Source organism: Dehalobacter sp. CP (assembly GCF_047652685.1).
In the GTDB taxonomy this organism is placed as follows: Bacteria; Bacillota; Desulfitobacteriia; order Desulfitobacteriales; family Syntrophobotulaceae; genus Dehalobacter.
Genome location: NZ_CP157399.1, coordinates 960,951 through 975,451 on the forward strand (window position 1 = coordinate 960,951; position 14,501 = coordinate 975,451).

The following is a 14,501-nucleotide window of genomic DNA, read 5'->3' on the forward strand; positions in this document are numbered from 1 at the left end:
ATAGGCTTTATGAATCGGTCTAATACATAATGAATGAGGTGGTGAAACGAAGTGCTGGCAGATGAAGCCCTTGATTTGTTCTCCGCTTATCTAAAAACCAGAAATTCTTCCGAACTGACACTTGCCGCTTATCAGAGTGATATCATTCAGTTCTTGGAATTCTCTGCCCATGAACTCGGAATCGAGACCGAAAGTCTTGAAGTTAGCCAGATTGATAAATATATTGTCCGCAGTTACATTGGTCAGATGACAGAAAGGGAACTGAAAAGAAAAAGCATTGCCCGAAAAATCGCTGCAATGCGTTCTTTTTTTAAATATCTCTGCCGCGAAGAAATTGTCAGCCAGAACCCTATACAGAAAATTGCAACGCCCAAAGTCGGCAAAAATCTCCCGCGTTTTCTTTTCCAGGAGCATATGGAAAAGCTTCTGGAAGCTTCCAATCAGGATGAAAAGAACGGACTGCGCGACCAGGTGATTGTCGAACTGCTTTATGGTTCGGGACTTAGGGTAAGCGAGCTTGTCAGCTTGAATAAATCAGATGTCGATATTGATGGCAGCCTGATCAGGGTGTTCGGGAAAGGGAAAAAGGAGCGGATTGTTCCTTTGACGGAACCGGCGGAAGAGGCGGTCAAAAGGTACCTGCTGCAGCGGGATGATCAACAGGAAGCGCTGATTTTAAACTACAAAGATATGCGGCTAAGTTCGCGCTCAGTGCGCCGGATCCTGGACAAACTGGAGAAAACCGCTAAGCTTAACCAGCATGTTCATCCGCATATGCTGCGTCATACATTTGCAACGCACCTGCTGGAGGGCGGCGCGGATTTAAGAAGTGTTCAGGAGCTGCTGGGGCATAAGAAATTGTCTTCAACCCAGATTTACACGCACCTGTCCAGGGAAAAACTTCGGAGCGTCTATCTGAAATCTCATCCAAGAGCAAAATGAAGTAATATTTAGAATATTCATAAAAGCTACTGCATTTTTGAAAATTACCCTTGACTCTTCAGAAAATTATAAGTACACTGCAAATTGAGGGGGAACATATTCATGTTTCATGCAACGACGATTATCGCGATCAAAAAGGAATCAAAAGTGGCTATTGCAGGTGACGGCCAGGTTACCATGGGACAAGCGACAGTGATGAAACATACGGCCCGTAAAATCCGCCGTTTGTATCAAGGAAAAGTCCTGGCGGGATTTGCTGGTTCTGTGGCCGATGCTTTTACGCTTTTCGAAAAATTTGAAGGAAAGCTCGAGGAGTATCACGGCAATTTGCAGAGAGCCTCAGTAGAGCTGGCCAAAGAATGGCGGACGGACAGGATGCTCAGAAACCTTGAGGCATTGCTGATCGTGGCCGATAAAAATACGATTTTGCTGATTTCCGGCTCAGGGGAAGTCATTGAGCCTGACGACGGTATTGCCGCCATTGGATCAGGCGGAAATTACGCGCTGGCTGCGGCACGCGCCCTGAATACACATACGGATCTTAACGCGGGAGAGCTTGTCAGGGAAGCCATGAAAGTGGCTGCCTCTATTTGTGTTTATACCAATGAAAATATTGTCGTGGAAGAACTGGAGGACGCGGACTGATGGAACAGCTTACACCAAAGGAAATCGTCGCCGAACTGGATAAATATATCGTTGGGCAAAAACAGGCCAAAAGAGCCGTAGCCATTGCCCTGCGCAACAGATACCGCCGCTCGCTTCTGCCTGCAGCCCTGCAGGAGGATGTTCTTCCGAAGAATATTTTAATGATCGGGCCTACGGGGGTAGGCAAGACAGAGATTGCCCGGCGCCTGGCTAAGCTCGTCAAGGCTCCTTTTACCAAAGTGGAAGCCACGAAGTTTACCGAAGTCGGCTATGTCGGCAGGGACGTTGAATCGATCATCCGGGATTTGACCGAGATCGCTTTACGCATGGTCAAAAGCGAAAAAATGCAAGAAGTTGAAGCTCAGGCTGAGGTGAATGCGGAGAAACGTCTTCTAACAATACTTGTCCCGGGCAAAAAGAAAGAATCATCCAATATTAATCCATTTCAGTATTTATTCAACCAGGATAATGAACCGGAAAAAGAAAGCCCTGCTTCTCCGGAAGTAGAAAAAGACAGGGAATTCCTCAAAGAAAAGCTTCAAAAAGGAGAGCTTGAGGAGCATACCCTTGAGATCGAAGTGGAAGAAAGCTCTCAATATACGGATATGCTTGGTGCTTCAGGCATGGAGCTTGGCGTCAACATTCAGGACATGATGGCCGGAATGTTTCCGAAGAAACGCAAAAAACGCAAAGTAACCGTCAAAGAAGCCCGCAGAATTCTGGCTCAGGAAGAGGCCCAGAATCTGATTGACCAAGATGAGGCGGTGCAGGAAGCCATTCGCCGGACCGAGCAGGAAGGCATCGTTTTTATCGACGAAATTGATAAGATTGCCGGCAAGGAATCTTCAGGCGGTCCTGATGTTTCCCGCGGAGGGGTCCAGCGAGATATTCTGCCGCTGATTGAAGGATCCACCGTAATGACCAAGTACGGTCCTGTCCGGACGGATCATATTCTATTTATTGCTGCAGGCGCTTTCCACGTAGCGAAACCTTCCGATCTGATACCGGAACTCCAGGGAAGACTGCCGATCCGTGTCGAGCTGGAATCGTTGAGTGTTGCAGATTTTAAACGGATTCTGATTGAACCCCAGGCTTCACTGATTAAACAGTATGGTGCGCTGCTCTCAACAGAGGGCATAGACGTCATTTTCTCCGAGAATGCGATTGAAGAAATAGCCCAGATCGCTTACAATGTCAACGCTTACACGGAAAATATCGGGGCACGGAGACTGCATACCATTGTCGAAAAAGTCTTGGAGGAGCTTTCGTTCGAAGCTTCAGAACTGCCGGAGGATTATTCCATCACTATTAACCGGGAGTATATCCAGAAACGGGTCGGCGATGTTGCGAAGAATCAGGACCTGTCAAATTATATTCTTTAAATTCGTATTTCAAAATTACTAACATCAATATAGTTCAAGTTTTTGAGTTCTGAGTACCAAGAATAAGGGGGGTAATCTGTGGAAATTTTACTAGAAAAGACCAGAAAAATTAGCGGACTCATTCAGCGTGCTGCCGGAAAACCTGTGGATTTTGACGAGATGGCCAAAGTACTAAGTCAGGAGATTGCTGCCAATTGTTATATTGTCGGACGCAGGGGGAAAATCCTCGGCTACAGCTTCATGGACGATTTCCACTGCGGGGAAATGGAACAAATCGTTCTTCATACGGAAAGATTCCCGGAAAGCTACAATGAAGGTCTACTAAAAATGACCGAAACAAAGGCGAACACAACGCAAGTTGCGAATGCCTGTGTATTCAGCAAGCATCACGAGTGTGTTTTTGGCAATAAGATGACAACAATTGTGCCGATTCTTGGAGGCGGAGACAGGGTCGGGACGCTCGTTCTGGCCAAATTTGGCAAGCAGTTTCGCTCGGAGGATTTGATCCTTGCAGAATATGGTGCTACCGTGATTGGTATGGAAATCCTGCGCGTCAAGGCTGAACAGGCGGAGGAAGAAGCCCGCAAGAAAGCTGCTGTACAAATTGCGGTGGGAACACTGTCTTACTCGGAACTCGAGGCAGTTGAGCATATTTTTGCTGAACTGGGCGGTGGCGAGGGGCTGCTGGTAGCCAGCAAAATTGCCGACAGGGTTGGCATTACCCGTTCGGTGATTGTCAACGCGCTGCGCAAGTTTGAATCAGCAGGCGTGATTGAATCAAAGTCTCTCGGAATGAAAGGCACGTATATCAAGGTTCTGAATGACTATCTGCTGGACGAGCTGGATAAGTACATTAAACGGCATCGTTAAAGAGAAGGGTAAATGATTATGGATGCGCAAGAATATGGTTACCGCATGAAACCTTTGGTAATTCCGGGAGTGCTATATATCATCCTGTATCCGCTGCTGATCGGAGGGATACTCTTTTTCTACGCTTTACCGACGCTTTATTTGCTGATCCTTTCCGGAATTTATGCTGTTACGATTCTCTTGATCCTGTTGATCTGGTTGACGGCGAAAACGAAACGGATTGTTATTGATGATCAGGCGATCATCTTCCGGTCCTTATTCCGGAAAAAGACATTTGAACCGAAAGATATCCGTAAAGCCTCATTCTTTTGGACCAAAAACAATGAAGAAATTGTGCTGCTTAAAGCCGGGAATAATAAAGTGTATTACCTTACTGATCTTTATTTTCCCTATAATGAACTGCTTACAGATTTAGAGGAGTTTATTATTTCTCATAATATCCGGTCCAATCTGGCCGCCCATTACGGGATTAATTAAAGTTGCATTCGGGAGTAGGGTATGATATTCTATTCGCAGTGTGATTTTTTGGAGTACACACGCAGTGGGACTTAGCGTACAAGTTCTTTGCGCAAGCAAAGGGTACCAGGAATGAACCTGCGGAGGAAAAAAACAAATGAAGAGAGGAGGTGTTACACAATGGCTGTAATTTCTATGAAGCAACTCTTAGAGGCCGGTGTACACTTCGGGCATCAGACCCGCCGCTGGAATCCTAAAATGGCTCGTTACATTTTTACGGAGAGAAATGGTATCTATATCATTGACCTTCAGAAAACCGTCAAAAAAGTTGACGAGGCTTTCAATTTTATCCGGGATATCGCAGTAAACGGCGGAACTGTACTGTTTGTAGGTACAAAAAAACAGGCTCAGGAATCTGTGAAAGAAGAAGCTGAACGTTGCGGCATGTATTTTGTTAACGAGCGTTGGCTCGGCGGAATGCTGACGAACTTCCAGACCATCCAAAAGAGAGTCCAAAGACTGCATCAGCTCGAAAGAATGGAAGCAGAAGGCGTTTTTGAAGTTCTTCCTAAGAAGGAAGTCGCTGCGCTGCGCCATGAAATGGGTAAGCTGGAAAGATTCCTTGGCGGTATCAAAAACATGAAGAAACTTCCTGATATTTTATTCATCGTTGATCCGCGTAAAGAAAGAATTGCCGTGGCTGAGGCAAGAAGATTAAATATTCCGATCGTAGGAATTGTCGATACCAACTGTGATCCTGACGAGATCGATGTTGTGATTCCTGCCAATGATGACGCGATCCGGGCTGTAAAACTGCTCACCGCGAAAATGGCTGATGCCATCATCGAAGGACAACAAGGAAGTCTTGACAATACTGAAGAAGCTGAAGAGAGCAATCAAACCGAAGACGAAGAATAGTTAAAAAAACAGGGTGAGATTGGGGTATGTTCTTCATGACTTACCCTGTTTTTATATGTGTCGTAAAGTATTCAATAAAGGAGGGTTACCGTATGGCTGAAGTTACTTCTTCTCAGGTGAAAGAACTCAGGGAAAGAACCGGAGCCGGAATGATGGACTGCAAAAAGGCATTAACCGAATGTAATGCCGATATGGACAAAGCGATAGATTTCCTAAGAGAAAAAGGTCTGGCTGCTGCTGCGAAAAAAGAAGGACGAATTGCTGCCGAAGGGACTGTAGAAGCCTACATTCATGGAGGTGGCAGAATTGGCGTTCTGCTCGAATTAAACAGCGAGACCGACTTTGTGTCCCGTGGAGATGAATTTAAGCAGCTGGCTAAGGATATTGCGATGCAGATCGCCGCAGCTAAACCGCTTTATGTCAATAAAGAAGATGTTCCGGCTGACGTTGTTGCCCATGAAAGAGAAATATTTAGGGCTCAGGCATTGAACGAAGGGAAACCGGAAAAAATTGTTGACAAGATGGTTGACGGCCGCATAGAGAAGTTCTATAAGGAAGTTTGTCTTGTAGAACAGCCTTTTATCAAGGACCCCGATATTTTAGTCAAAGACCTGGTCATGGCTAAGATTGCCAAAATCGGTGAGAAAATAGCTATTCGCAGATTTACCCGCTATGAGTTGGGTGAAGGAATTGAAAAGCGCCAGGATAATTTTGCCGATGAAGTCATGAAAGAAATAAATCGATAAGAGAACACTTCGGTGTTCTCTTTTTTAGGGGAACCAGAAAGGTTTATTGCTTCTTGCGTATAATACAGCGTATAAATGCTTTCTGTTACATCTACGTACAGCGACAAGAGGATTTTTATCTTTGGTGTAGAAATAAACTAAGTACGGAGGTTCGTTTATGACAGATGCACGTTACCGCCGCATCGTATTGAAACTAAGCGGAGAAGCGCTTGCCGGGGAGCAGGGTTTTGGAATTGCGCACAGCATGCTGGAGTCTGTCGCCAGACAGATTTCTGAAGTCCAGAAGCTTGGTGTGGAAATGGCACTGGTCGTTGGCGGAGGAAATATTTGGCGGGGTATTGCCGGGAGTTCTCAGGGAATAGACCGGACAACTGCTGATTATATGGGAATGCTCGCTACTGTAATGAATGCCTTAGCGCTGCAGGATGTTCTGGAACAACACAACATTGTCACGAGAGTATTGTCGGCGATTGAGATGAGGCAGGTAGCAGAACCTTATATCAGAAGAAGAGCGATCCGCCATATGGAAAAGGGCCGTATTGTGATTTTTGCAGCGGGGACAGGCAATCCCTATTTTTCGACAGATACGACGGCGGCTTTGCGGGCTGCAGAGATTGAAGCAGACGTTATTTTAATGGCCAAACAGGTTGACGGCGTATTTGACAGTGATCCGATGAAGAATCCTGATGCCAAGAAATTTGATAGACTGACCTATCTTGATGTACTCAGCAAAGGGCTGGGTGTGATGGACTCCACAGCAACTTCGTTGTGCATGGACAATGATATTCCAATCATTGTTTTTAACTTGAAAGAAAATGGCAATATTATTAAAGCACTTAAGGGAGAACCAATAGGTACCTATGTGGGGAGGTAACGAAAAATGCTCAATGAATTTTTGAATGACGCTGAAGAAAAAATGCATAAAACAGAGGAGGTACTCAAGAAGGACCTCGCATCTGTCAGGGCAGGAAGGGCGAATCCGGCAGTTCTGGACAAAGTTTCTGTTGATTATTACGGGACTCCTACCCCAATTAATCAGCTGGCCAATGTCTCAGTCCCTGATCCACGGATGATCACCATTCAGCCCTGGGATAAATCTTCGATTAAGGATATTGAGAAGGCGATTCTTAAATCGGATCTTGGACTTACGCCTTCCAATGACGGCATGGTCATCAGGCTAAATATTCCGCAATTGACAGCGGAACGCCGTGCAGAGATTGTCAAGACGGTTAAAAAGAAAGCGGAAGATGCTAAGGTTGCTGTCCGGAATATCAGACGGGAGCTTATTGATGAGATAAAACAGCTTGAGAAGGACAAAACTGTCTCTGAGGACGATTCCAAAAAAGGACAGGAAAAAGCGCAGAAACTTACCGATAAAACTGTGAAGGATATTGACGAGATCCTCGAGAAAAAAGAAAAAGAAATTATGGAAGTGTAACGTGTTGCGCTGGCTCGGGAAAAAGTGGGACGACGTTCAAGAGGAATTGACACAAGAAAGCGCGAATTTCTGTTATGAGATAACCAGCCCTGTAGGAAAGGCTGTTCCCTGCGGAGATTTACGTGTGGCCAGAATAAGTTGTACCAATGGTTATTTGAAATTTGTTCTAATCCATGATAGATTTATATAGGAGTTTTTGTTTGGCCCCCTACAGAACAGGGGGTCTTTCCGCAACCGTTCTAGTACCTCGATAACGCTAATATACATGACAGGGTACTACTACAGAGATGAAGAGGAATACTTGTGATAATCTGGAAAAAAGACAGTGGAGATGTTCAGCTGAAAAACATTGATATGAAAAGAATCCCTCGGCATCTGGCAATCATTATGGACGGAAACGGAAGATGGGCCCAGCAGAAAGGATTGCCTCGTTCTGTCGGTCACCGGGCGGGAGTAGAAGCACTGCGGGAAGTCGTCAGGGGCAGTGATGAGCTTGGAATCAAATATCTGACCGTATATGCTTTTTCGACCGAGAACTGGAAAAGGCCGCAGTCGGAGATCGGGATTCTTATGTCGCTCTTGAAGGAGTATGTCCGCAAAGAGCTTGCCGAGCTGCATGCGAACAATGTTAAGATATGCATTTTCGGGCAGGAAGAAGATATACCGAAGGATGTCCTGAAGGCTTATAACGAGGCTTGTGAAAAAACAAAGAACAATACCGGATTAGTGCTGAATGTAGCTCTGAATTACGGAAGCAGGATCGAAATCCTCAAAGCAGTCAAGGAAGTTGCGCAGGAGGTCCAAAGCGGAGCGTTGAATGTTCAGCAAATTACCGAGGAAATATTTGAAAAGCATTTGTATACGAAAGATTGTCCTGATCCGGAGCTTCTCGTCAGGACTTCAGGTGAAATGCGCTTAAGCAATTATCTGCTCTGGCAGGCCGCCTATTCAGAAATCGTGATTGTGAATGAATGCTGGCCGGATTTTAACAGAGCATCATTATTTGAAACGATTCGGATTTTTCAAAACCGGGAACGCAGGTTTGGCGGCGTAAAAGAAGGTTGAGGGATAGAAAATGGTTAAGAGAATCTTGAGTGCTCTGGTCGGAGCCCCCCTTTTATTGGTTTTGACCTGGCTCGGAGGATGGTATTTGTCCATTGCTGTTGTGATTCTGGCTTTACTTGGACTTAAAGAGTTTTTGCAGATTGGACAAAAGGCCGGTTTAGTAAACAAGTTATGGCCGGCAGTCGTTTACAGCATCTTGTGGCTGGCTATTTTTCTTCTTGGCCGCACGGAATGGATGCTGCCGCTGGCAATCATATGGTTCATGCTGACATTTGGAAGTTATGCGCTGCGCTATCCAAATCAGTCTTTAGCGTCTTCAACGTATTATTTTCTGGCACTGATTTATCCGGTCTTTCTGTTTACCTATCTCTACTCCTTAAGAGAAATTGGCGTTTCTTGGTGTTTTCTTGTTTTCTTATTGGTCTGGCTCACAGATACCGGAGCTTTTTTTGTCGGGAATACGCTTGGTAAAAGAAAGCTTGCCCCGAAAGTCAGCCCGAACAAGACAGTCGAAGGGGCTGTTGGCGGCCTGGTGACGGCTTTAGTCTGCGGTTTTGTTTTCTGGTTGATTACCAAGCAAGCAACTCTCCCGGCTATCCTTGTCCTGTCACTCTTGACCAGCATTGCTTCCCAGATCGGTGATCTTTTTGAATCCGCACTGAAACGGACTGCCGGTGTGAAGGATTCCGGCAGGCTGATCCCAGGCCATGGCGGTATCCTGGATCGCTTTGACAGCTTTTTGTTTGCGCTGCCGTTGGTGTTTTTTTCTATTAACCTAGGATTGGTGGGATAAGCATGAACGATACGACCAAAAACTCCCTAAGGGTGAATCTAAACAGGTTGGTTATGATCGCAGCTGCATTACTCAGCCTGAAACTTTTTACCTATGCGATCGTCGAGTTTTTCCCTGTCTTTGGCTCAACGCTTGGAACAGTGGTCTCGGCCCTGCTGCCCTTTATTTTGGCATTTATCCTTTCTTTTCTGCTGGAACCGCTTATATTAAAACTGATTAATGTGCTTAAAATCAAGAGAACCTACGCATCTCTGCTTGTGGTGATCCTGGTTTTGATTGTGTTTGTGCTGCTGCTGGTTTTGTTCGGGAGCCGGATATACCGCGAGTTAGCCGAACTATATACTGCTTTTCCGATGATTTATCAACAGACCTTGGCAATGCTGACAGAAAAGATCGGCTTAATTCAGCAGTTTATTCAGCTGAATCCTGAGATCAATAGTGCGATTCAGTCCAATATGGAAAAAATACTTGCGGCACTCCAGGTCATTCTTAAAAACGGCAGTCTTGGCTTGCTGAATTTTCTGGGTGCGCTGCCGGGCTTGATGTTTGTGATTGTGATTACAACTGTAGCAACACTGCTGACGAGCATGAGTTTTCCGGCCGTCAAGGAATGGCTGTTTGGCAGGGTAAAAGGGAAATATCTTGGCAAAACCAGACAAATTGCTGCAGACCTTGGTTCAGCACTGGTAGGATTCTTAAGAGCTCAGACCATTCTTGTCTGCATCACATTCGCTGTGATCACAATTGGACTGTTGATCATCGGTAATAGCTATGCCTTTACGCTTGGCATTCTGTCCGGCCTGCTCGATCTGATACCGGTTATCGGACCGGCCCTCATATTTATTCCGTGGATCTTGGTACTGCTTTTTACCGGCAGTATAGCCTCGGCAGTCAAACTCTTGGTCATCTACCTTGCCGCTACAGTGATCCGGCAGATCCTGGAACCAAAGATTTTGTCTCAAAATATCGGGCTGCATCCGCTGGCCACCCTGATGTCCATGTACGTTGGAATGAACCTTTTCGGAGCAGTAGGACTGCTCATCGGCCCCGCTCTGGTCGTCATGTATGAAGCCGTCAGGAAAGCCGAAGTTTTTAAGGGAGAATAGCAAAGCCATTCAAAGCCACTCTCTTAAAAGATCCACTCTAAGTAAAACTTAAGCATAACGAATTAGGATAGAATTGGAATTGGAGATATCAAAGTGAAAATAATTTCGGTCTTAGGCTCCACCGGTTCAATTGGCACGCAGACACTGGATGTGGTCAGAAACTCGGAAGGAAAATTAGCTGTTTATGCTTTGTCGGCCAATTCCCGGGCCGACCTTTTTGAACAACAGATCCGCGAGTTCAGGCCGAGGATTGCCGTGATGATGCAGGAAGAAAGTGCACTTTTCCTGAAACAACGGGTTGCTGACCTGTCTGTCAAGGTGCTGGCAGGTATGGAGGGACTGCTTGAGGCGGCGACTGCAGCAGAGGTTGACACGGTTGTGACCGCTGTCAGCGGCAGTATTGGTCTTGAGCCTACACTGGCTGCACTGAACGCAGGAAAAAATATTGCGCTGGCCAACAAAGAAACGCTCGTTGCCGCAGGGGAACTTGTAATGCAGACAGCAGAACGGAACGGCTGTTCCGTTATTCCTGTTGACAGTGAACACTCTGCTGTGTTCCAGTGTCTCAGCGGCAACAAAAATGCAGTTAAAAAAATTATTCTGACTGCTTCAGGCGGCCCTTTCAGAGGATGGGACAGGGAAAGGCTGGCTGATGTAACACCGGCAATGGCGCTGAAACATCCGAACTGGAATATGGGCGCCAAGATTACCATTGATTCAGCAACCATGATGAACAAAGGTTTGGAAGTTATTGAGGCAAAATTTCTTTTCGGCGTAGATTATGACCAAATTGATGTTTTGGTTCATCCTCAGAGCATTGTTCACTCGATGGTCGAATTCCGTGACGGCACTGTTCTTGCCCAGCTTGGCATACCGGATATGCGCATTCCGATTCAGTATGCGCTGACCTATCCCGAACGCTGGGAAAACCGTTTACCGGAACTTTCGCTTGCCGGAAAGAGCTTAACGTTTGAGAAGCCTGATTTGGCCGCTTTCCCGTTTTTGAAATTCGCTTATGCCTGCGGTCAGACAGGAAAGACACTTCCTGCGGTCATGAATGCTGCCAACGAAATCTGTGTACATGCTTTCCTGGCAGGCCGCATAAAATATCATGAGATGCACGAACTTGTGGAACGCACTTGTCAGGTCCATCAGGTTCAGGAGATAAAGGACTTGGATACCGTACTGGCTGCGGACAGATGGGCTAGGGATTATGCTGCATCGCAAATAAATCTGGGTTGAGGTGAATGGTTTGTTTGACATCTTAAAAACGGTAATTGCTTTTATCGTAATATTTGGCGTTTTGGTATTCGTACATGAATTTGGGCATTTTATCGTAGCCAAGAGATCGGGGATTAAAGTGCTGGAATTTGCTTTTGGCATTGGGCCAAAGCTTTTTGGGTTCCAGGGTAAGGAAACGCTTTACTCCGTCAGGATACTACCTCTGGGAGGATTTTGCAGATTCTTAAGTGCTGAAGAAGTCGAAGAAGGCGATCAGGTCAGTAGGGAGGAACTGTTGGCCCGAAGTTTTGAAAGCAAATCAATTTGGAAGAGAATGGCCGTCATTGTGGCCGGACCGCTCATGAACTTCATCCTCGGTGCGGTGCTTTTTGTGGTTGCTTTTGCCTTTTTTGGCGTAGCCGTAGCCGATAACCAGAACCTAATCGGTGAGGCGTCACTGGGTAAACCTGCAGCCACGGCGGGACTCGCCGCCGGAGACAGAATTATTGCGATCAACGGCACAGAGACTCCAGACTGGAATTCTGTAACGCAGCAAATTCACACCAACCCCGGAGAAAAGATGTCGTTTACCGTAGAAAAAGCGGATACGAAACAAATTGTCACGGTTGAGATTACCCCGGTTTATGATCAGGAGCTTGGAAAAGGATTGATCGGGATTACACCTTCTTATACCATGCAGAAAGTATCCGTCCTGAAATCCATCCAATATGGTTTTCAGCAGACGGTAGAGTTTACCAGACAACTTGTCCTTTATCTGATCCAAATGATTACCGGCAAGGTGCCGGTCGAACTTTCGGGTCCGATTGGTGTTGCCCAGGTCATCGGGGAAGGCGTAAAACAGGGAATGTCGTCGCTATTTACCCTGGCCGCTGTGCTCAGCATCAACTTTGGTGTATTAAATATTCTGCCGCTGCCGGCGCTCGACGGCGGTCAGCTGGCCGTGATGACTTTTGAAGGAATCCGGCGTAAGCCTTTAAGTATCGAAAAGAAAGGCTGGATTCAGCTGACAGGCTTTGCGCTGCTCATTGCGCTGATGATCGCGGTGACGTATCAGGATATACTGAGGATAATTACGAAGTAAATTTCATTTGAATAATGATTGCCGGATGAGTTCCTAAAATCCTTGAATTATAAATATCATTTTACATTTTGCTTAGGTAAGTCTGCGAGCCACAATATCGCTTTTCGGCCGTTGTGTCCTCCTTGACCCGTCGCTCCTTGCCATCCATGGCATCGCGACATTAGGCCATCCATGGCCGTCAAAAGGCCGCGCTACGCAATCCTTGCTCCGCTCACAGCGAAACTGTGGCCCGCAGCCTGATTTTTAGGGTAATTGGCATGACTTATACGGAAGTTGCAGTTCTTCTATGTAGAGAATACAATTATAGTTCTCTTGCTGGGAATTCATACTAGATTTTAATCACGAATAAAAAGCGTGTTTATCTGATTTGATTTAAGCACGGATTATTCTTTAGCCTTTAAGTTCCCAACGCTATGCAAACGAATGATGTTAGCTAGGTCAATCATCAGCTGAATGCATCCAATCGATGATATCAGAGCGCTTGAAGGAGCTTGGCAGGCTTCTTCTTCATAGAGATACTTTCTGGCTCCTTGATCTAGCTTGCAAATTAAACTTAAGATTAGTCTGGGGGCCACAGTTCCGCTGTCAGCGGAGCACGATGCGGAGCGCGGCTTTTTGTGCCACGGAGGGCACAACAGCCGAGAAGCGGTATTGTGGCCCACAGACTAGCCCAAGATAAACTACGTCAAAATAGGAGGGTTTATCGATTGAAACGCAGGATTACAAGAGAAGTGAAAATCGGATCGGTGGCGATTGGCGGAAATAATCCGATCGTGATTCAGTCGATGACCAATACGGATACCCGGGATGTTCAAGCCACCCTCAATCAGATCAGGCACCTAGCGGAAATTGGCTGTGAGGTTATCCGGACGGCTGTCTTAAATGAGCAGGCTGCGCTTGCGTTGAAAGACATCTGCAACCTAAGTCCGATTCCGGTAGTTGCGGATATTCACTTTGACTACAGACTTGCACTTAAAGCTGTTGCCAATGGGGTTCATGGACTCCGAATCAATCCGGGAAATATCGGTGAGCGCTGGAAGGTACAGGAGGTTATCAACGCGGTCCGCGAAAGAAACATCCCGATCCGGATCGGAGTCAACACCGGATCTCTGGAAAAGGAAATCCTTGAGAAATACGGCGGACCGACTGCGGAAGGGATGGTCGAAAGCGCTTTGGGCCATGTCGGCATCCTGGAACAAGAAAACTATCATCATATCAAGATCTCCCTGAAGTCGTCCCATGTTCCGTTGATGATTGACGCTTACCGCATGATTGCCGATCGGGTGGACTATCCGCTGCATATCGGGGTAACTGAAGCCGGTACGGTCAGATCCGGGGTGGTAAAGTCTGCAATCGGTATAGGAACGCTTCTGGCTGAAGGCATCGGCGATACGATCAGAGTCTCACTGACAGGCGATCCTGCAGCAGAGATTCCGGTTGCCCAACAGATTCTGCGGGTACTGGATCTCAAGAAAGGCGGATTCGAATTAATCAGTTGTCCGACCTGCGGCAGGACTCAGGTGGATTTAGTTCATCTGGCTGAGGAAGTAGAACAGAGACTTGAAGCTTTACCGGCACCATCCAAGAGGGTTTCCATAGCCGTGATGGGCTGTGTGGTCAATGGCCCTGGGGAAGCCCGGGAAGCCGATTTTGGCATTGCAGGAGGAAAAGGCAGGGGGCTGCTTTTTGCACGGGGTGAGGTCATCGCGCAGCTGCCTGAAGATGAATTAGTGCCGGCTTTGATGGAGAAAATCGAGGCGGATTTAAGTCTATCAGAAAAACTCTAAACATTTTCTGATAGATCTTTAAAAAATAAA

Annotated in this window: 15 protein-coding genes; all 15 read left to right on the forward strand. The window is 46.4% G+C overall.

Going from position 1 to position 14,501, the window contains the following annotated elements; translation table 11 throughout:
• Positions 1–51 precede the first annotated feature (51 nt).
• The 15 genes from xerA (at position 52) to ispG (ending at position 14,471) form a co-directional block, all read left to right on the forward strand.
• Positions 52–942, forward strand: a complete 891-nt coding sequence (gene xerA, locus AAH944_RS04825) for a site-specific tyrosine recombinase/integron integrase (protein WP_415536967.1) — start codon at positions 52–54, stop codon at positions 940–942.
• Between the two features lie 102 nt (positions 943–1,044).
• Positions 1,045–1,587 carry an ATP-dependent protease subunit HslV gene (gene hslV, locus AAH944_RS04830; RefSeq protein WP_415536969.1) on the forward strand — a complete coding sequence of 181 codons (543 nt, stop codon included), beginning with the start codon at positions 1,045–1,047 and terminating at the stop codon, positions 1,585–1,587.
• Complete coding sequence (gene hslU / locus AAH944_RS04835) at positions 1,587–2,969, forward strand: ATP-dependent protease ATPase subunit HslU (protein ID WP_025205392.1); 1,383 nt, start codon at positions 1,587–1,589, stop codon at positions 2,967–2,969. The genes hslV and hslU overlap by 1 nt, the downstream gene beginning before the upstream one ends.
• Before the next feature lie 78 nt (positions 2,970–3,047).
• Positions 3,048–3,839, forward strand: a complete 792-nt coding sequence (codY, locus tag AAH944_RS04840; protein ID WP_415536971.1) for a GTP-sensing pleiotropic transcriptional regulator CodY — start codon at positions 3,048–3,050, stop codon at positions 3,837–3,839.
• Positions 3,840–3,857: 18 nt separating this feature from the next.
• Positions 3,858–4,316 carry a hypothetical protein gene (locus AAH944_RS04845; protein WP_415536973.1) on the forward strand — a complete coding sequence of 153 codons (459 nt, stop codon included), beginning with the start codon at positions 3,858–3,860 and terminating at the stop codon, positions 4,314–4,316.
• Between the two features lie 159 nt (positions 4,317–4,475).
• A complete protein-coding gene (gene rpsB, locus AAH944_RS04850) occupies positions 4,476–5,213 on the forward strand; it encodes a 30S ribosomal protein S2 (RefSeq protein ID WP_415536975.1) in 738 nt (245 codons plus the stop codon).
• Positions 5,214–5,305: 92 nt separating this feature from the next.
• Complete coding sequence (tsf, locus tag AAH944_RS04855) at positions 5,306–5,959, forward strand: translation elongation factor Ts (RefSeq protein ID WP_415536977.1); 654 nt, start codon at positions 5,306–5,308, stop codon at positions 5,957–5,959.
• Between the two features lie 157 nt (positions 5,960–6,116).
• Complete coding sequence (gene pyrH, locus AAH944_RS04860; RefSeq protein ID WP_019225602.1) at positions 6,117–6,833, forward strand: UMP kinase; 717 nt, start codon at positions 6,117–6,119, stop codon at positions 6,831–6,833.
• A gap of 6 nt (positions 6,834–6,839) precedes the next feature.
• Positions 6,840–7,397 carry a ribosome recycling factor gene (gene frr, locus AAH944_RS04865; RefSeq protein WP_415536979.1) on the forward strand — a complete coding sequence of 186 codons (558 nt, stop codon included), beginning with the start codon at positions 6,840–6,842 and terminating at the stop codon, positions 7,395–7,397.
• A 303-nt stretch (positions 7,398–7,700) separates the two neighbouring features.
• Positions 7,701–8,462, forward strand: a complete 762-nt coding sequence (locus AAH944_RS04870; RefSeq protein WP_415536981.1) for an isoprenyl transferase — start codon at positions 7,701–7,703, stop codon at positions 8,460–8,462.
• A 10-nt stretch (positions 8,463–8,472) separates the two neighbouring features.
• On the forward strand, positions 8,473–9,255 hold the full coding sequence (locus tag AAH944_RS04875; RefSeq protein ID WP_415536983.1) for a phosphatidate cytidylyltransferase: 783 nt from the start codon (positions 8,473–8,475) through the stop codon (positions 9,253–9,255).
• 2 nt (positions 9,256–9,257) lie between these two features.
• Positions 9,258–10,361, forward strand: a complete 1,104-nt coding sequence (gene ytvI, locus AAH944_RS04880; RefSeq protein WP_415536985.1) for a sporulation integral membrane protein YtvI — start codon at positions 9,258–9,260, stop codon at positions 10,359–10,361.
• Positions 10,362–10,454: 93 nt separating this feature from the next.
• On the forward strand, positions 10,455–11,603 hold the full coding sequence (locus AAH944_RS04885) for a 1-deoxy-D-xylulose-5-phosphate reductoisomerase (RefSeq protein WP_415536987.1): 1,149 nt from the start codon (positions 10,455–10,457) through the stop codon (positions 11,601–11,603).
• A 1-nt stretch (position 11,604) separates the two neighbouring features.
• Positions 11,605–12,684, forward strand: coding sequence for an RIP metalloprotease RseP (rseP, locus tag AAH944_RS04890; RefSeq protein WP_415536989.1), 1,080 nt, complete (start codon positions 11,605–11,607; stop codon positions 12,682–12,684).
• A gap of 707 nt (positions 12,685–13,391) precedes the next feature.
• Positions 13,392–14,471 (forward strand): flavodoxin-dependent (E)-4-hydroxy-3-methylbut-2-enyl-diphosphate synthase, encoded by a 1,080-nt coding sequence (ispG, locus tag AAH944_RS04895; protein WP_415536991.1) that lies wholly within the window; start codon positions 13,392–13,394, stop codon positions 14,469–14,471.
• The last annotated feature ends 30 nt before the right edge of the window (positions 14,472–14,501 follow it).

Excerpts from the sequence above, each read along its gene's own strand:
- hslV (WP_415536969.1), top strand. The coding sequence starts at position 1,045 with ATGTTTCATGCAACGACGATTATCGCGATCAAAAAGGAATCAAAAGTG.
- hslU (WP_025205392.1), top strand. The coding sequence starts at position 1,587 with ATGGAACAGCTTACACCAAAGGAAATCGTCGCCGAACTGGATAAATAT.
- AAH944_RS04845 (WP_415536973.1), top strand. The coding sequence starts at position 3,858 with ATGGATGCGCAAGAATATGGTTACCGCATGAAACCTTTGGTAATTCCG.
- rpsB (WP_415536975.1), top strand. The coding sequence starts at position 4,476 with ATGGCTGTAATTTCTATGAAGCAACTCTTAGAGGCCGGTGTACACTTC.
- tsf (WP_415536977.1), top strand. The coding sequence starts at position 5,306 with ATGGCTGAAGTTACTTCTTCTCAGGTGAAAGAACTCAGGGAAAGAACC.
- pyrH (WP_019225602.1), top strand. The coding sequence starts at position 6,117 with ATGACAGATGCACGTTACCGCCGCATCGTATTGAAACTAAGCGGAGAA.
- frr (WP_415536979.1), top strand. The coding sequence starts at position 6,840 with ATGCTCAATGAATTTTTGAATGACGCTGAAGAAAAAATGCATAAAACA.
- AAH944_RS04875 (WP_415536983.1), top strand. The coding sequence starts at position 8,473 with ATGGTTAAGAGAATCTTGAGTGCTCTGGTCGGAGCCCCCCTTTTATTG.
- ytvI (WP_415536985.1), top strand. The coding sequence starts at position 9,258 with ATGAACGATACGACCAAAAACTCCCTAAGGGTGAATCTAAACAGGTTG.